The organism is Kribbella sp. VKM Ac-2566, from assembly GCF_004366005.1.
In the GTDB taxonomy this organism is placed as follows: domain Bacteria; phylum Actinomycetota; class Actinomycetes; order Propionibacteriales; family Kribbellaceae; genus Kribbella; species Kribbella pratensis.
The window spans coordinates 195,600-212,689 of record NZ_SODT01000012.1 but is presented as its reverse complement, the minus strand read 5'-3'; the positions used below and the strand labels follow the sequence as shown (position 1 = coordinate 212,689).

Sequence of the window (17,090 nt, the reverse complement as noted above, 5' to 3'; positions counted from 1 at the left end):
TCAACCGGCGTCCTTGACCATTCCGAGCAGCGTCTGCTTCGTGACTTCGCCGACGACGCGTCCCGCGACCTTGCCGTCCTTGTCGATCACCAGCGTGGTCGGGATGGCCTTCGGGGAGATCTGGCCGCGGAACCGCAGCAACGCCTTGCCGTTCGGGTCGTAGATGCTCGGGAACGGGACGTCGAACTCCTGCACGAACTTCTTCGCCTGCGCCGGGTCGAGGTCGCGGGTGTTCAGTCCGATGAACTGCACCCCGGACCCGAGTTCCTTCGACGCCGCGACCAGCTCGGGCGCTTCCTTGCGGCACGGCGGGCACCACGAACCCCACACGTTCAGTACGACGACCTTGCCGGTCTGCTCGGACAGCGTCCAGGTCTTACCGTCGAGCGTCTTCCCGGTGAGCTCCGGCGCCGCCTTCCGATCGCCGACCGCGAACGTCGACACGTTGCCGTTGCCGCTGACGAACCCCGACTGACCCTGGCGGTTCTGCGCCGCCTGCTGACCGGAGCTGCACCCCGCGACGAGGAGCACTCCGGCGACGAGCAACGCCGTACGACGCATCACGCCCCTCCGACGAACTTCTTCGGGTTCTTGACCGGCAACAGATCCTTCGCGGGTTCCGAGTAGCCGACCGAGACGATCTGCTCGCCGTGGAAGGTGAACGAGGTCAGGCTGGCCAGGCTGCACTGGCGCCTGCGCGGGTCGTGGAACATCCGGCGGCCCTCGATCGCGGACCGGACGATCCAGATCGGCAGCTGGTGCGACACGATCAGGGCCTCGTGCCCGGCGGCCTTCTGCCGGGCGGTCTCGATCGCGTCCCGCATCCGGCGGACGAGCTGCTGGTACGGCTCACCCCAGGACGGTTTCCACGGGTTCCGCAGCAGCCACCAGGCGCTCGGGTTCTTCAGCGCGCCGTCGCCGACGCCGAACTTCTTGCCCTCGAACAGGTTCGCCGCCTCGATCACCCGCTCGTCGATGTCCGGCGTGAGGCCGAACACCTTGGCGATCGGCTCCATCGTCTCCTGGGCCCGCTCCAGCGGCGAGCTGACCAGGTGCACGATGTCGCGGCCCTTGACGTGCTCGGCCACCCGGTCGGCCATCGCGCGGCCGAGCTCGGACAGGTGGAAGTCGGGGATCCGGCCGTAGAGCACGCCGGTCGGGTTGTGCACCTCGCCGTGACGCATCAGGTGCACGACCGTCGTTTCGGTCACCGCTGTCCCTTCAGTTCTGTACTTGCGTCGCCACCGTGGCCGCCGCGCGGGCTGCCGGAGCCAGAGCAGCCTCGAGCTCGGCCAGCGCGTCGTCGTCGATCGCCGCGCTGACGAACCAGGCCTCGAACGCGCTCGGTGGCAGGTAGACACCGGCGTCCAGCATGGCATGGAAGAACGCCGTGAACCGGGGCAGCACCTGGGCGTTGGCTCCGGCGAAGTCCCGGATCTCGGCAGGTCCCTCCGAGGACTCCACGAAGAAGACGCTGAAGAGGTTCCCCGCCGCCGAGATGACGTGCGGCACACCTTCCTTGTCCAGCGCGGTCGACACCAGGCGCTGGATGGTGAGCGAGGTCTCGTCGAGCTTGGCGTAGACCTCGTCGGTGGCCAGCCGCAGCGTGGTCAGGCCGGCGGTCGTGGCGATCGGGTTCCCGGACAGCGTCCCGGCCTGGTAGACCGAGCCCTCCGGCGCGAGGTGGGACATGACATCGGCGCGGCCGCCGAACGCCGCGGCCGGGAAGCCGCCGCCCATCACCTTGCCGAAGGTCATCAGGTCCGGCCGGACGCCGTCGACGCCGTACCAGCCCGAGCGGGTGATCCGGAAGCCGGTCATGACCTCGTCGGAAATGAAAAGTGCACCGTTTTCCGTGCAGATCCGGGCGAGGAACGCGTTGAAGTCGTCCCGCGGCGGAACGACGCCCATGTTGCCGGGCGACGCCTCGGTGATCACGGCCGCGACCTGGTCGCCGTACTGCGCGAACGCGGCGGCGACCGCGGCCTGGTCGTTGTACGGCAGCACGATCGTGTCCGCGGTGGTGGCCTCGGTGACTCCCGGCGTACCGGGGATGCCCAGCGTGAGGACGCCGGAACCGGCCTGGGCCAGCAGTGCGTCCACATGGCCGTGGTAGCAGCCGGCGAACTTCACGATCTTGGCGCGCCCGGTGAACCCGCGGGCGAGCCGGAGCGCGGACATCGTCGCCTCGGTCCCGGACGACACCAGCCGGACCTTGTCCACCGGCGTCCGCGCGACGATCTCCTCGCCGAGCAGGACCTCGGTCTCGGTCGGCGTCCCGTACGACGTACCGCGGCCGACGGCAGCCTGGACGGCGGCGATCACCTCGGGATGGGCGTGGCCGAGCAGCAGCGGGCCCCAGGAACTGACCAGGTCGAGATAGCGGTTGCCGTCGACGTCGGTCATGTGACATCCGTCACCGGAAGCCATGAAACGCGGTACGCCGCCGACGGCGCGGAAGGCGCGGACCGGAGAGTTGACCCCGCCCGGGGTCACCGTGGAGGCTCGGGCGAAGAGTTCGGCGGAATGTTCAGTGTGTGCGGGCACGACGGCCATTCTCCCTCGCCGGTCCGGCACCCTGATCGGCAGGGGAGGGCGAATTTGAGGTCCTGATCCCGCCAAGGGGTTCACAGGCGCTTTGTTACGCGCCAGTATGGATACCCGGTGACCGCACGTACACGGTCTGCGTTCGACGCGTAACCCACGCAACGGGGCGGACGTTAGACCTATTACGACGGCAACCGACACAGGCACAAAGACTGTCCGCTGCGTGGGGCCGGACCGGTCGATGAGTCACGGAGGGGAATCATCGATGGCGAAGGGCAAGCGCCGCGCCACGGGTAGCGGCTGGCGTCAGGTGGCGCCGCTGATCCCGCTGGCGCTGTTCGCGAGCGCGTTCACCGTCAGTGCCACGGACGACCCCGCGATCGCTACGGCGTCGCTGGAGAACGGTCTGTCCGGAGGCAACCCGGTCGTCGTACCGAAGCAGCCGATCGCCTTCCCGGCCAATGTGCCGGTGCCGGGCGTCGTCGGCCACGGAGTCGATCCTGGCGAGCAACCGACCCAGGTGGTGTCCGGACTGTCCCGCAACGGCATCCCGAACGCCGCCCTCAAGGCGTACTCCCGGGCCCAGCAGGTGCTGGCCCAGGCAGACCCGACGTGCCACTTGCCCTGGACGCTGGTGGCAGCGATCGGCCGGGTCGAGTCCAACCACGGCCGCTTCGGCGGCAATTCGCTGAACTCGCTGGGCGTCGCGGTGCCAGGCATTTTCGGGCCGCGGCTGGACGGTTCGTCCGGGACGGCCCGGATCTCCGACTCGGACGCGGGTTCGTTCGACGGTGACGGCGCGTTCGACCGCGCGGTCGGCCCGATGCAGTTCATCCCCGGCACGTGGCGAGCCATGGGAGTGGACGGCGACGGCGACGGCGTGCGGAACCCGCAGGACATCGACGACGCGGCGATGTCGACCGGGGTCTACCTCTGCTCGGGCAAGACCGACCTGTCCAAGGCCAGTGATCTGAACGCCGCGGTTCTGCGCTACAACCACTCGCAGCAGTACGTCGACCTGGTGGTCAGCATCGCGAAGGCGTACGCCGGCGGCAGCTGGATCGCGGTCGGCAACGGCACCGCGGGTGACGACGTGGACGAGGCCGGCGACCAGATCGACGACCCGACCATCGACGCCCCGTCGGACAAGGACCTGCCGGAGGCGATCGACATCCCGACGCCCACCGCGACGGCGACGCCGACTCCGATCCTGACCGACGAGCGGGACGGCAACCGGCCGACGGACCGGCCGACCGCGACACCGACGGCGACTCCGAGCAGCCGGCCGACAGCGACACCGACGACGGTCAGGCCCACCACCTCGAAGCCGACCACGGCCAAGCCGACGGTTCCGACCACGACCACGCCGAAGCCGGGTCTCACCAGCCTGACGACGGCCGTCGGGGTCATCGTCGGCACGGCCGGCAGCACGCTGGCCGAGCTGCAGAAGGCCACGACGTACTGCCAGTCCGAGATGGCGAAGGTGACGATCACCAAGCCGACCCAGACCCAGCTGCAGAAGTGCGTGACCGCCTACCAGACCGGTGGCGCCAAGGCGGTCGACCAGGTCATCCGCGGCCTGCTGTCGGCCCTCGGGCTGCTGGGCATCCTCGGTGGAGGCATCCTCGGGAGCTGATCCCCACTGGACCGGCGCGCCAGCCCCCACCCCTCCCTTGGCGCGCCCCTGGCGACGCCACGAAGCAATCCCCCCGGCTTCGTGGCGTCGCTCTTTTTAACGTTCAGGCGGCCCAGGCGCGGTCGATCGTCTGGGTGATGCTGTTGCCGATCAGGTCCGTCGCGGTCACCCGGATGCTCGGGTACGCACCGGCCGGTACCTGGGCGCGGAGCGTACCGATCCCGCGGAGAGACAGCTTCGTCCAGGTCTTCCCGTCGTACGAGATCTCGGCCGTGGTCCGGAAGATCCCGCCGCCGCGCACACCCGGCTGGTAGCGCGGGGTGAGTTCGAGCCAGCCGTTGGTGTGCTTGTAGTCGACCTGGACGAGCGGCAGCACTGCCCGGCTCTTGGACGGCACCGAGAGGAAGTGCCACCGGGTGTGCGTCGACGTCGAGGTCTTCGCCCAGCTGTTCGGGCCGCGCTGCTGGTCCAGCGTGAGGTCGTACCAGGCGGCACGTTCCGGGACGGTGAACTGTGCGACCGACCAGTTCTTGCTGCCCAGTTCGACGCCGTTGCTGGTCAGCTTCATGCTCGTCACGTCGCCGCGGTCGGCCCAGCCGAACGTGGTCCGGTCGCCGCTGACGTACTGCGGAATCGCGATCCGCAGCGCGTTCTCGAACCGCGCCGGCGGCCAGCCCTGCGCCACGTCACCCGGCGCATCGGACAGTCCCGGTACGGCGGGACGCGTGATCGACTCCCACCAACCGCGCGTGACCTGCTCGCCCGGCCGGTAGGACCGCGCGATCGTGGCCTCGAAGCCGGTCTCGTTCCACTCCCCCGCGGACGTCTTCTCGTCCCAGGTGACGCCCTTCTGGTCGGTGACGAGGTAGTCGGTCCGCTTCACCGCACCGGCCACCAGACGTGACGCCGACAACCCGGTCGAGATACCCGGAAGGTGCGCGATCCGCTGGTCCCGGTGCAGCCAGAACGCATCGTTGCGCTGGAAGTCCGTCGTCACCACGGCCGGGCGCATCTTCGCGACGTCGTACGTCAGTCCGCCCTTCACGACCGACGGGCCGAGCGCGACGTCGTACCGGTAGGTGCTGTCGAGCAGACCGTTCAGCTGCACGGACTGCGGGCCCTTCGCCAGCTCGGCGAGCAACTGCTTGCCCTGCTCGGATCGCAGCAGGTAGAGCGGGACGCCTTGATCGCTACTGGTCGACCAGAAGCCGGGCGCTTCGTTGTAGAGGAACACCACCTTGGCGCCGGCGGCCTTCGCAGCCTTGACCTGTGCGGTCGTCTTGCTGAAGCCGCCCCATCGGATCAGTACGGCGGTGTCCTTGGCGCCGGTCAGCTCGGCCGCGGTACCGTCGCCGCCGTTGTAGAGCGGGAGTTTCGCGTTCCCGACGTACACGGTCCGAGACGACCCCTCGGCCGGCGTGGCCAGCCGGACGCCGTTGATGTCGACGGTCAGCTTCGGCTGCGCGAGGTCCCAGCGCTGCACGACCTGGAAGGTGCCATTGGCAACCTTTCCGAAGTCCTGGACGTAGACGCCGTCGGCGACCCGGCCGTTGTACGCCCAGCCGGAGACCGCGTCCCGGTCCCCGACCTTGCGGTGCCAGGCGATCCCGATGCTCTGCGCGTCGGCCGGTCGCGGCGTCTTGATCGTCACCTTGTGCGCGCTCCGGGCGTCGAACGTGAACGTCCGGTCGCTGCCGATCCACTCGTCCGGATCGCCGAGCAGCGTGATCGAGTTCGCCCAGTTCGCCTCGTCGCCGCCGACGGCGTACGCCATCACGCTGTAGCGGCCGGTCGGTACGTCGAGGGTGCGGCTGCCGGTCTCGTCGAACGCGATCGCGCTGACGTCACCGGTGTCCTGGTTCCACAGCTGCACGCCGCTCGCACCGGCCTTGGTGGTGGCGGGCTGTCCGTCGCGGCCGATCGCCTTCACGGTCACCTGGTTCAGCCGCCCACCGGCCGCGAACCCGAGGCCGGTCCGGTACGACGTGGCGCCGGCGCGGGCCGTCAGCACACCGGCGTACTTGGCGGGCTGGGTCTTGGCGAGGTCGAGGGTGACCGTCGCGGACCCGGTACCACCGGCGGGGATGGTCAGCCGGGCCGGGCTCACCGTCAGCCCGGCCTCCACCCCCGCCGGAGACTGTGCGTCGACCGAGAGCGTGAGCGTCACCGATCGCCTCGAGTTGTTGCGGTAGGCAACCGTACGCGTGACCGGCGCGGGGGCGGCCGGGCCGGTCCAGGACAGGTCACCGAAGAACAGGTTGGCGGCGTCCGGGAGGACCGACGGGTCGAGCGCGTTCGGGATGTCGATCCGGCCGAGGCCCTGCTGGTCGGTGCGGGCGCCGGCGGAGGGGACAGCCGTCGAGGCCAGTGCGGCCTTGAGCTGCGGCCCGGTCCAGTCGGGGTGCCGTTGTGCGAGGATCGCGGCCGCACCGGCGACGTGCGGCGTCGCCATCGACGTACCGCTCATGGCTGTGTAGTTCTGGCCGAGGACGTGGCCCTGCTCGGTACCGGCGGCGCGCGCGGCGGCGATCTCCACGCCGGGGGCGGTCACCTCGGGCTTCAGGGCGCCGTCGCCGACGCGCGGACCGCGGCTGGAGAAGTTCGCGAGGCTGTTGTCCCGGTCGACCGCGCCGACGGTCAGCGCCTCGGACGCGGCACCCGGCGATCCCACGGTTTCCTCGGCGCCGGAGTTGCCGGCCGCGATCACGAACAGCGCGCCGCTCGACTTCGACAACCGGTCGACGGCCTCGCTCATCGGGTCGGTACCGTCGGACGGCCAGCCGCCGAGGCTCATGCTGACGACCTTCGCGCCCTGCTGGACGGCCCACTCCATGCCGGCGATCGCCTCGGAGTCGTAGCCGCCGCCGCTGTTGTCGAGCACCTTGCCGATCAGCAGTTCCGAGCCCGGTGCCACACCCTTCCGCTTGCCGTCGGACGCCGTACCGAGACCGGCGACGATGGACGCGGTGTGCGTGCCGTGGCCGTGCAGATCCTGGACTGCCTGGTCGGGCACGAAGCTCTCCGCCGCGACGACCTGCTTGGCGAGGTCGGGATGGCCGGCGTCGTACCCGGTGTCGAGGACAGCGACCTTCACGCCGTGGCCGTCGTACCCCTGCTTCCAGGCGGTCGGGGCGCCGATCTGCTTGGTGGACTGGTCGAGGGTTGCGTGGGTGCGGCCGTCGAGCCAGATCTTGGTGACCTGGCTGGACTTGAACGTGGTCGGGCCGCTGATGCCGTCCCAGAACGTCTTCGCGTCGGCCTTCTGCACGGTCACCGCGGTGCTTCCGACGCTGGCGAGGGTACGGCGGTACGTCGAGGCCGCCGGCGTACTAGGTGCGCTGCGAAGGGTGGCGGGCGCGGTGAGGAGGAGCGGAAGGCTAGCCCTGCTAGCGTCGTCGTACCCCTGCGCCGCGAGCTCGGTCAGGTTGAAGAGGCGCTTGTCGAGGCGGCCCGCGGAGAGCAGCGGGTAGGCGTCGGCCGGGACCAGGGTGAGGTCTCCGTCGAAGGTGCCGAAGTAGTACGGCTCGTCGTCGAGCAGGCGGGCCGAGACCTGGCCGTTGGAGCTGGTGGTCAGCTCGGCGACGTCGCCGGTGACCAGCGTGATCCGCTTGCTGCTCGCGCCGGGCGTCGGGTTGGTCCCCGGATTGGTCGCCGTGGGACCGGCCGGTACATCGGGCGGGCCGGCATTCGCCGTGGTGGTCGTCAGCAGCAGGGAACCGGCGACCACCGCGGCGAGCAGGCCGGCCGCGGACCGGGACATTCGAGACATCACAGGGGGAAACCTCCCGACGCCCCGACCCACGCGAGGCCGTCATCGGGAGCCTGTCAGTTGCCATCAGCCCCAGTCCACCACTCCCCCTGACCTACACCCGCCATGACCGATACCAGCCACCCCATCGCGCGAACCCTCCACCTCAGTGGATATCCACTCAGCCGGAGGGTTGCCCACCCGTATTTCGAGTGGGCAACCCGCCAGCTCGATGGGCAACCCGCGTCAGGCGAAGCGCTTGGCGATGTTCTCGACCCGCTCGAGGAGGTCGAGGTCGTAGGCGACGCCGGGGACGTAGAAGATCACGTAGTCGGCGCCGGCCTCGAGGACCGCCTCGACCTTGTCGGCGATCTCGTCCTCGGTGGCGATGATGTTGTCCCGGTCGAACTTCTCCCGGTTCATCGGGCCGAGGGCCTTCTCGGTCGCCTTCTGCGGGTCGTCGCCCTTGTCGATCGGGAACACGTTGAAGTTCGTCGACTTGATGATGTCGTCGTAGTTCCAGCCGAGCTTCTCGCAGTGGCCGCGGAGGATGTCGGCCTTCTCCTTGAACAGCTCCGGGTTGCCGCCGCCGATGTTCGCGGCGTCGGCGTACTGCGCGACCAGCTTCAGCGTGACCTTCGGCCCGCCGCCGCCGATCCAGAAGCTCGGGTGCGGCTTGCGGACGCCCTTCGGCTCGTTGATCGGGGCGTCGATCGAGTAGTACTTGCCGTTGTAGACCGGCTTGTCCTCGGTCCACATCTTGTAGATGATCTCGGTCGCCTCACGGAACGCCGCCATCCGCTGCGGTACGTCGGTCCACTCGTAGCCGTACGCCTTCCACTCGTGCTCGTACCAGCCCGCGCCGATCCCGGCGTACAGGCGGCCGTGGCTGGCGACGTCGACGGTGGACGCGATCTTCGCGTACAGCGACGGGTTGCGGTACCCGTTGCAGCCGACCATCTGGCCGATGTTGACCCGCTTGGTGTCGCGGGCCAGCGCGGCCGTCGCGCTCCAGCACTCGAAGGTGGTGTTGTCACTCGGCTCCGGCACCGTGTGGAAGTGGTCGAACAGCCAGATCGAGTCCCACGACTGCTCGTCGGCCCGCTTGGCGACGTCGGTCATCGCCTCCCACTGCTCGATCGGATCGGCGATGCCGGCCAGGTCCATCTTCCAGCCCTGCGGTACGAAGACCCCGAAACGTGTAGTCATGCTGCCATCCTTTCCGGGGATGGCAGCATCGGTCCATCAATCCGAGTACTGAATTTGCACTCAATCGGACCACTACAGCTTCTTAATTCGCGCTCAGGACTCCCGCTCCGGTGCTGGGCTCGCTGCGATCCACGGCTCGGCCGGAGAGGATCGTGTTCAGGATGAGCGGCGAGACCCGGCCGCCGAACTCCTGCCGGGTGAGGGCCGCTACACCGGCAGCGGTCGGCGCGGAGGCCGACGTACCGAAGAAGCGGCAACCGCCCTGCGTCGTGGTCGGGCAGGTTCCGGAACCGAAGCCGCCGACACCGCTGACCGACTCGCCGTCGGCCGCGAGCCAGTTCGGCGCCGGGAAGTTCAGCGCACCTGCCCCGGGGATCCCGCGGCACGGACCGGGCTGACCGCCGGGGCAGCGGGTCGTGGTGACGAGCTGCGTCGGGCCTGCGGCGCTGAACGGCTCCACCGGGGAGGTCTTCGGGTCGGTGGACACGCTCGAGTTCACGGCGCCCGCGCTGGTGGCGAAGACGGTGTAGTTCGAGTCGGGGTTCATCGAGCCGGCCCGCTCCGGCGGGTCGATCGTCTGGACGCCGGATGCCAGCGCCCGCCAGCGCAGATCCAGGATCGGAGCCTTCCGCGCGGTCGACGTGCCTTCGACGTCGACGACGAGCTTCACGGGCTGCGCCGTCTTCGTCGTATTGAAGTACTCGAACTGCTCGATGGTGTCGCCCACACCGTTCGCCTGGACGGCGGTGCTGGACGCGAGGCACTTCGTCCCGGTGCTGTCCATCAGGTACAGGTTGAGGTCGGTGAATCCGCCCTGGCCCGCGGTCGGGTAGATCGCCCGCGGCTCACTCCACTGGAGCGTCGGCAGGATCCCCGCGCCGGGCAGCAGATTGAGGTCGTACGACGTGTCGCTGCCGCGCAACTGCACCACGTTGTCGGGGTCCTTCTTACAGCCGGTGTACGGGCCGGTCACACCGTCGGGCCCTGCGCCCGTACCGGTCGCGGTGACCCGCGGGGCGTGCCGGTTGCCCAGGTTGCCGGCCGAGGAGCTGACCCAGATGCCGTGCTTGGCGAGCGCCTCGGCCGTTGCGGCGCCGAGGCCCTGCTGGAACGCGGGCTCGTCGTCGAGCGCGATGTCCTCGGCGATCATCGTGACGCCGGACTTCGCAAGGAGGTGGAACGCCTCGAAGTAGTCGGCGTTGGTGTCGAGCGTGCTCGCGAACGCCAGCTTCGCGTCCGGCGCGAGGTCGTGGATGATCTCCATCATCGCGGTGCCCTCGTCGTTGCCGTACGGCGCCGACTGCAGTACCTGGGTGTCGGCCGGCAACTCACCCGCGGCGATCGCGTCCGCGACGTGGTCGGCGTCACCGGAGATCACGCCGATCTTCTGGCCGCGACCGGTCAAGCCCTTGGCCTGTGCCTTGTCCGCCTGGTGCAGCTGGACGCCCTCGGCGGTGATCGGGCCGACATCGACGGCGTGCCGCAGGGACGGGCGCAGCGCCGTCACCCAGTCGAGTGCCGCGACGGCGTCCAGCTTGTCGTACGGGACCGTGGCGGAGACCAGGCCGGTGCTGGGGAGCTCGGCGCCGGCGACCGCCGGGAAGTCGGCGGAGTTCTTGAGGACTGATGCGCCGAGTGCGGTCAGGTCGGCCTGCTGTTGCGCGGTGACCGGCGCGGCGGCGTACACCTGGACGCCCAGGCGGCTGCCTTCGACGCCCAGTGAGCGGGCCTGCACGTTCGATTGCTTCTTCGCGGCGTCCCGCAGCATCGACGGGACCTTCGCCGCGGCCCGGCCGTGTGCAGCCGGTGCTGCCGCGGGGTCCAGTGGCGCCGCCGCGGTCGCCGGGGAGCCCACGGCAACCACAGCCATCGGAACGACCAGCATCACGCTGCCCAGCACATATCGGAGCTTCATAGGTGTCCCTTCCCGTCCAGCACGGTCGCGACCCACAGTCATCTACCCACCAACCGACTGTCCAGTCCTTGCGTCTACCGATCCGAGCACGGTCGATCCCGGGCTCACCTGTCAGACGCGGTAACCGAGGTTCTCTTCCTCGATGTCCCGGTCGATCCAGCGCAGGTACCCGGGCCACAACCGAGCTGCCGTCGTGGACGGCGCACAACTCGAGGAGCTGCGCAGGCAGGGTGGACCCGACGACGGCGGACCATCGCTCGAGGTCCGCCTGCGTTGCCGGCGGGCGGAGGGTGGAGCCGACGCCTGGTACCGGCGCTCAGGGTCTTCGATGGCTGTCCACTGCGTGGCGATGCTCACCAGCGGATCCTCAGCCCGTGAGAGCGCTCTAGTTCCGGAACCGGTGAGGTCTTGACCCGGGTTCGGGGAGGGCTGAGAGTCGGGGCCGAGCGCCCGTGCTCGATATCCCTGTGAGGAGTCGCCCATGCTCTGGTGGTCTGGTTCTCGAGTGGTGGATCGCCGGAGAGGGCGGGTGGCGCTCGTCGCGGCGGCTGCTCTGCTGGGCGGGCTGCTGGTGGCGACGCCGGCGGCGGCCGACGATCCGGCTCCGGTGACGTTGGCGGCGTTCGAGGGTGCGGAGCCGTTCGCGGCGCCGCCGAACGCCGGGATCTTCACCTGGGGCAGCGACGCCGACGACCCGCCGACGCTCGAGCTGCAGACCCGGGCGGACGCTCCGGCCGGCGAAAAGGTGCTGCACGGGACGTACGACATCAGCGGCTGGGGCGGATTCAGTCACGACGTCACGTACGACGTGAACCCCGGCGACTGGTCGCCGTACAAGGGGATCCGGTTCTGGTGGTACGGGCAGAACACCGCCCCGCTTCCGCCCGGCTCCGGGAAGCGGATCTTCTTCGAGATCAAGGACGGCGGCGCGAACGCCGAGGCGTCCGAGCTGTGGAACACCAGCTTCACCGACGACTGGCAGGGCTGGCACCTGGTCGAGATCCCGTTCGGCGAGCTCGTGTACCGCGGTGACTACCAGCCCGTCGGCGGGATCGACCACATCCTGAACCTGACCCAGATGTGGGGCTACGCGTTCACGATGCCGGCCGGTGCGCCGGGTGAGTTCGCGATCGACCAGGTCGAGGTCTACGGCAAGGCCGATCCGGCGCTGAAGAACAGTGTCGTGACCGACGCCGACGTGTACCCGGTCAAGGAGGGCGGGACCGCGCAGGTGAAGGTCTCGGTCGCGACCACCGGCGGTACGCCGCTCGAGGAGCCGGTCACGGTCGACTACAAGACCGGAACCGGAACAGCCGGCGCCGACGACTACACGTCGGTTTCCGGAACGATCACGTTCCCGGCCGGAACAGTTTCCGGAACGTCGCAGAACGTTTCCGTGACCACCCGGAAAGACGGTTCCGCGGAGGTTGCGGAAACCGTTCCCCTCGAGCTCACCGTCACCGGCGCCAAAGCCCCGCAGACCCAGCCCGTCGTGGTGATCGACGCCCACGACCTGCCGTACCTGAACCGGAAACTCCCGATCGGAAAACGCGTTACCGATCTGCTGACCCGGATGACGACGGCGGAGAAGGTCGGACAGATGACCCAGGCCGAGCGGAACGCGCTCCGGTCCCGCTCGGACATCGCGTCGTACGCGCTCGGCTCGCTGCTGTCCGGCGGCGGCTCCGTCCCGACCCCGAACACCCCGGCCGCCTGGGCCGCGATGATCGACACCTTCCAGCTCAACGCGCAGGCGACCCGGCTGCAGATCCCGCTGATCTACGGCGTCGACGCGGTGCACGGGCACAACAACGTAATCGGCGCGACGATCCTGCCGCACAACATCGGGATCGGCGCCACCCGCGATCCGGACCTGGCCCGGCGAGCCGGTGAGGTGACCGCGACCGAGGTCCGCGCGACCGGTATCCCGTGGGACTTCGCGCCGTGCGTGTGCGTGGTCCGAGACGACCGGTGGGGCCGCGCGTACGAGGGGTACGGCGAGGATCCGGCGCTCGTGCAGTCGGTGGCGACCGTGATCACCGGTCTGCAGGGCAAGGCCGACGGCAGTCAGCTCGCGCGCAACAACCACGTCCTCGCCACCGCGAAGCACTTCGTCGGCGACGGCGGTACGACGTACGGCAGCTCGACGACCGGCTCGTACAAGATCGACCAGGGCATCACGCAGGTGACCCGGCAGCAGCTGGAGACCATCCACCTCGCGCCGTTCAAGACGGCTGTCGACCTCGGCATCGGCACCGTGATGCCGTCGTACTCGAGCATGTCGGTCGACGGCGCCGCGCCGGTCAAGATGCACGGGAACGGTGAGCTGATCAACGGCGTGCTGAAGCAGCGGATGGGCTTCGACGGATTCGTGATCAGCGACTGGCAGGCGATCGACCAGCTGCCGGGCGACTACGCGAGCGACATCCGTACGTCGATCAACGCCGGCCTGGACATGATCATGGTGCCGACGAACTACCAGGGCTTCACCCAGGGCCTGACCGCGGAGATCGGCGCCGGCCGGATCCCGATGACCCGGATCGACGACGCGGTCCGCAGGATCCTGACGGAGAAGTTCAAGCTCGGCCTGTTCGAGCACCCGTACGCCGACACGACCAACGCCGCGACCATCGGATCGGCCGCACACCGAGCCGTCGGTCGGGAGGCGGCGGCGAAATCCCAGGTGTTGCTGAAGAACGACGGCAATCTGTTGCCACTGGCATCGACTGCGAAGATGTACGTCGCCGGAAGCAACGCGAACGACCTCGGCAACCAGATGGGCGGCTGGAGCATCAGCTGGCAAGGCGGATCCGGTGCGACGACAACGGGTACGACGATCCTCGACGGGATCAAGCAGGTGGCGCCGGATGCGACATTCAGCGCCGACGCGTCAGCACCGCTCGACGGTCACGACGTCGGCGTGGTCGTGGTCGGGGAACGCCCGTACGCCGAAGGAATCGGGGATGTCGGCAACGGTCACGACCTGCTGCTCTCGGATGCCGACAAGGCCGCCGTGGACAAGGTCTGCGGCGCGATGAAGTGCGTCGTGCTGATCGTGTCCGGCCGCCCGCAGGTGATCGCGGACCAGCTCGGCAAGATCAACGCACTGGTCGCGTCATGGCTACCGGGGACCGAGGGTGCCGGCGTTGCGGATGTGCTGTTCGGCAAGGTCCCGTTCAGCGGCCGCCTGCCGGTCAGCTGGCCGCGCGCAGAGGACCAGCAGCCGTTGAACGTCGGCGATGCGTCCTACAACCCGCAGTACCCGTTCGGATGGGGCCTCACGACCCAAGCCGCAGCCCGGGCCGCACTGACAGAGGCCCGCAACACCCTGCTGAGCAAGCACGATCCTTACGCGGTCGCGGCTGGGATCGCGGCGGGTGTCGCACTCCAGGTCCGCGACTGGTCAGGGCCGCAGGCAACCATCGCATTGGCCGCGGCCGCGCAGTCCGTCAAGTTCCTGGAGCGCACCAAGGCCGACACCTTCGCCGAGGACGATGCGGTCGTCGGCGTCGCGCGGTGGATCGCGCAGAACCACGTCGGCCAGAACCTGAACGAGCCGGCGTCGAAGCTCATCTCCGACGCCGACCACGCCCTCCTCAGCGGGCAGCTGAGCACCGCGGTCACGATGCTGACTGCAGCTTCCAGGTAAGACAAGCGTTGGCCGGGACGGTGACCCCTCACCCGTCCCGGCCAACACCCCCCAGGCTCGCTCCCCCCGCACGCAGTCCCCGTGCCTCCTGTGCGAAGTTCAGCGGCCGATCTTCGCCGCCGCCTGGCGCGCGAGCTTGTCGAAGTTCGGCGCGGGCATACCCGGACCCATCTCGCTGAACGCCAGCACCGAGACGTTGCGTCCCTTCAGCGTGACGGCGTACGGGAAGCCGCCCGCCTCGCTGCCCGGGTCGTTCGGCTTCGGGTAGTCGTACCAGCGGATCACCTGCGTGAGGTCGCCCGAGGCGCCCTTGACCACGCGGTTCTCGGTGATCTTCCGTGCGTGCGTCGGCGCCGGCTTGCTGTACGTGCAGCTCTTCAGCGTCGCGATGATCGAGTTGTACGCCGCCCGTGCGGTCGCCGCGTTCGCGTACTGGCTGACGTACTGCGCGCCGTACGCGTCCATCTCGTCGGTGAACCCGCGGGCCATCCGCGCGGAGACCCGCTTGCCCTCGGTCGACGCCGGGCCGCAGTAGGTCTTCGGCAGAATCCCCCTGTCGACCTGCCGGATCCAGTCCCGCCGTGCATCGGCCTTCTTCACCTCGCCGATCGTCAGCATCTGCGACCGGCTCAGCGCGGTGGCCGACGTCGTACCGGCGTCCGCGCCCTGCGTTGCCAGGGCGGTGAGCCCCACGGCCAGCACTCCTGTCGCCACGCCCGTCGCAACCACACCTCGGCGCATGCCCCCAGCAAACTTCATGTTCCGTCCCCTCGTCGGTTGGTTGTACGAGTAGACGTGCGACCCGCGGGAAAAGTTGGTTCTGGTCTAGACGGAAGTTCGGCCGCGGAGGCGGCGGAGCATGCGGGCGTCCTCGAAGCCGACGGTGCGAGCGGCGGACTCGACCGTGGTGCCGTGGCCGATGAGGTGTTCGGCTCGTTCCAGGCGGAGGAGCTGCTGGTACCGGAGCGGGGTGAGGCCGGTGGCGGCGGTGAAGATGCGGGTGAGTGTGCGTTCGCTGACACCGACCTGCCCGGCCAGATCCGTCAGCGGCAACCGGTCGGCGTACCGCGCGTCGATGACGTCCTGGACGCGGTGCGCGAGGTCGTTGAGATGACCCCGGTGGCGGAGCATCGCGGACTCCTGCAGCTCGTCGCCGTTGCGGCGGGCGTAGACGACCATCTCGCGCGCCACCCGGGCCGCCGCCTCAGCGCCGCGGCCGACCGCGACGAGATGCAGCGCGAGGTCGATACCGCTCGCGATCCCGGCGGAGGTGATGACGCGATCGTCCTCGACGTACAACACGTCTCGCACGATGATCGCCCGCGGGTACCGGGTCGCCAGCTCGTCGGTCAGGTCGTGATGGGTCGTGAAGCGCCGCCCGTCGAGCAGGCCCGCCCACCCGAGGGCGTCGGCCCCCGAGCAGACACTCGCAACCGACCCACCGCGCGCGTGGTGGGCACGCAATCGGTTCCGGAACTCCGGCCCGATCGGCGGCTCCGGCGACAATCGCGGCGACCGCCAGCCCGGTACGACGACCAGGTCCCCGGCATCGAGCTCCGGCCACTGCAGCTGGGCCCGCAACGGCACGCCCTGAGCGGTCGCGATCTCCTCGGATTCGGCGACGTACGACACCTCGTAGCCGTACCCGAAGTCGTTCGCCGTCGTGAACACCTGTGCCGGCCCGGCGAGATCCAGCAAATGGAGCCGCGGCACCAGTACGAAGACGACGCGAGTGGGACGCATTCGGTCAGGATGACACGGGTACGCCCGTGAACTCGTCGAGCGTCCGGATCGTGGCGAACCGGCCGGCCAGCGCGTACTCCGTGCGCTCGACGACCTGCTCCGCGGTCAGGGTCCGCGGGTCGGCGAGGATCTCATCGACTCCCGCCTCGTCGCGGATCGACCAGTGGGCCAACGCCATCGTTGCGGTCGCGTCGGTGACAAACACGACGTCGTACCCGAGGTCGGACGCGACGCGTGCGGTGGTCTCGCAGCACTGCTCGGTACGGATGCCGGAGACAACGATCTCGCCGACGCCGTGCTGGGTCAGCAATTGCTGCAGATTCGTTGTGGTGAAAGCGTTGTGCGAGGTCTTGGTGAGGACCGGCTCACCCGGCAACGGTTCGAGACCGTCGATCAGCCGGACGTGGCCGTTGACCGGGTCGAACGCGCCACCGGTCCCCGGCTCGGTGTGCAGCACCCAGACGACGAGGTCGCCCTTGTCGCGGGCCGTGCGCACCAGTCGGTCCACGCGTTCGGCGATGTCGGGGTGGTTCACCAGCTGCCAGTTCGGGCGGACCCGGAACGATTCCTGGACGTCGATCACGATCAGTGCGGTTCGGCTCATGACCTCATCCTCGCCCGCGGTCGGCGTACCGCTGAAGGC

At 69.2% G+C, this 17,090-nt stretch carries 12 protein-coding genes; 2 read left to right on the top strand and 10 right to left on the bottom strand.

Features of this window, described 5'->3' with window-relative positions:
- Genes EV647_RS28030 through hemL form a run of 3 tightly spaced genes read right to left on the bottom strand, consistent with a single transcriptional unit; the run spans window position 1 to window position 2,556 of the window.
- On the bottom strand, window positions 1–561 hold the full coding sequence (locus tag EV647_RS28030; protein WP_134008004.1) for a TlpA disulfide reductase family protein: 561 nt from the start codon (window positions 559–561) through the stop codon (window positions 1–3).
- A complete protein-coding gene (locus tag EV647_RS28025; protein ID WP_238175711.1) occupies window positions 561–1,184 on the bottom strand; it encodes a histidine phosphatase family protein in 624 nt (207 codons plus the stop codon). Before EV647_RS28025 ends, EV647_RS28030 begins: the two co-directional genes overlap by 1 nt.
- A gap of 37 nt (window positions 1,185–1,221) precedes the next feature.
- Window positions 1,222–2,556, bottom strand: coding sequence for a glutamate-1-semialdehyde 2,1-aminomutase (hemL, locus tag EV647_RS28020; RefSeq protein WP_134008000.1), 1,335 nt, complete (start codon window positions 2,554–2,556; stop codon window positions 1,222–1,224).
- A gap of 256 nt (window positions 2,557–2,812) precedes the next feature.
- Between hemL and EV647_RS28015 the strand changes: the two genes are divergently transcribed.
- A complete protein-coding gene (locus EV647_RS28015) occupies window positions 2,813–4,183 on the top strand; it encodes a lytic murein transglycosylase (protein WP_134007998.1) in 1,371 nt (456 codons plus the stop codon).
- A gap of 103 nt (window positions 4,184–4,286) precedes the next feature.
- Here EV647_RS28015 and EV647_RS28010 read toward each other — a convergent pair whose 3' ends face one another.
- The 4 genes from EV647_RS28010 to EV647_RS27995 form a co-directional block, all read right to left on the bottom strand.
- Complete coding sequence (locus EV647_RS28010) at window positions 4,287–7,952, bottom strand: S8 family peptidase (protein ID WP_134007996.1); 3,666 nt, start codon at window positions 7,950–7,952, stop codon at window positions 4,287–4,289.
- 225 nt (window positions 7,953–8,177) lie between these two features.
- Window positions 8,178–9,140 (bottom strand): LLM class F420-dependent oxidoreductase, encoded by a 963-nt coding sequence (locus EV647_RS28005; RefSeq protein ID WP_134007994.1) that lies wholly within the window; start codon window positions 9,138–9,140, stop codon window positions 8,178–8,180.
- Window positions 9,141–9,222: 82 nt separating this feature from the next.
- Window positions 9,223–11,055 carry a S8 family serine peptidase gene (locus EV647_RS28000; protein ID WP_134007992.1) on the bottom strand — a complete coding sequence of 611 codons (1,833 nt, stop codon included), beginning with the start codon at window positions 11,053–11,055 and terminating at the stop codon, window positions 9,223–9,225.
- Window positions 11,056–11,166: 111 nt separating this feature from the next.
- Window positions 11,167–11,412, bottom strand: a complete 246-nt coding sequence (locus tag EV647_RS27995; RefSeq protein ID WP_134007990.1) for a hypothetical protein — start codon at window positions 11,410–11,412, stop codon at window positions 11,167–11,169.
- A 172-nt stretch (window positions 11,413–11,584) separates the two neighbouring features.
- On the opposite strand from EV647_RS27995, the gene EV647_RS27990 reads away from it, so the two are divergent.
- Window positions 11,585–14,704 carry a glycoside hydrolase family 3 N-terminal domain-containing protein gene (locus EV647_RS27990; RefSeq protein ID WP_238177430.1) on the top strand — a complete coding sequence of 1,040 codons (3,120 nt, stop codon included), beginning with the start codon at window positions 11,585–11,587 and terminating at the stop codon, window positions 14,702–14,704.
- 99 nt (window positions 14,705–14,803) lie between these two features.
- Here the strand turns inward: EV647_RS27990 and EV647_RS27985 are convergent, their stop codons facing one another.
- From EV647_RS27985 to EV647_RS27975, 3 genes are all read right to left on the bottom strand, one after another.
- Entirely contained in the window at window positions 14,804–15,463 is a 660-nt protein-coding gene (locus EV647_RS27985; protein ID WP_134007986.1) for a hypothetical protein, read from the bottom strand.
- A 66-nt stretch (window positions 15,464–15,529) separates the two neighbouring features.
- Complete coding sequence (locus tag EV647_RS27980) at window positions 15,530–16,447, bottom strand: GlxA family transcriptional regulator (RefSeq protein WP_134007984.1); 918 nt, start codon at window positions 16,445–16,447, stop codon at window positions 15,530–15,532.
- A gap of 4 nt (window positions 16,448–16,451) precedes the next feature.
- A complete protein-coding gene (locus EV647_RS27975; RefSeq protein WP_202876342.1) occupies window positions 16,452–17,051 on the bottom strand; it encodes an isochorismatase family protein in 600 nt (199 codons plus the stop codon).
- Window positions 17,052–17,090 lie beyond the last annotated feature (39 nt).

What these genes read in the sequence shown, in the direction of transcription:
- EV647_RS28030 (WP_134008004.1), bottom strand. Translation starts at nt 561, where the DNA reads ATGCGTCGTACGGCGTTGCTCGTCGCCGGAGTGCTCCTCGTCGCGGGG.
- EV647_RS28025 (WP_238175711.1), bottom strand. Translation starts at nt 1,184, where the DNA reads ATGCGTCACGGCGAGGTGCACAACCCGACCGGCGTGCTCTACGGCCGG.
- hemL (WP_134008000.1), bottom strand. Translation starts at nt 2,556, where the DNA reads ATGGCCGTCGTGCCCGCACACACTGAACATTCCGCCGAACTCTTCGCC.
- EV647_RS28015 (WP_134007998.1), top strand. Translation starts at nt 2,813, where the DNA reads ATGGCGAAGGGCAAGCGCCGCGCCACGGGTAGCGGCTGGCGTCAGGTG.
- EV647_RS28010 (WP_134007996.1), bottom strand. Translation starts at nt 7,952, where the DNA reads ATGTCTCGAATGTCCCGGTCCGCGGCCGGCCTGCTCGCCGCGGTGGTC.
- EV647_RS28005 (WP_134007994.1), bottom strand. Translation starts at nt 9,140, where the DNA reads ATGACTACACGTTTCGGGGTCTTCGTACCGCAGGGCTGGAAGATGGAC.
- EV647_RS28000 (WP_134007992.1), bottom strand. Translation starts at nt 11,055, where the DNA reads ATGAAGCTCCGATATGTGCTGGGCAGCGTGATGCTGGTCGTTCCGATG.
- EV647_RS27985 (WP_134007986.1), bottom strand. Translation starts at nt 15,463, where the DNA reads ATGAAGTTTGCTGGGGGCATGCGCCGAGGTGTGGTTGCGACGGGCGTG.
- EV647_RS27980 (WP_134007984.1), bottom strand. Translation starts at nt 16,447, where the DNA reads ATGCGTCCCACTCGCGTCGTCTTCGTACTGGTGCCGCGGCTCCATTTG.
- EV647_RS27975 (WP_202876342.1), bottom strand. Translation starts at nt 17,051, where the DNA reads ATGAGCCGAACCGCACTGATCGTGATCGACGTCCAGGAATCGTTCCGG.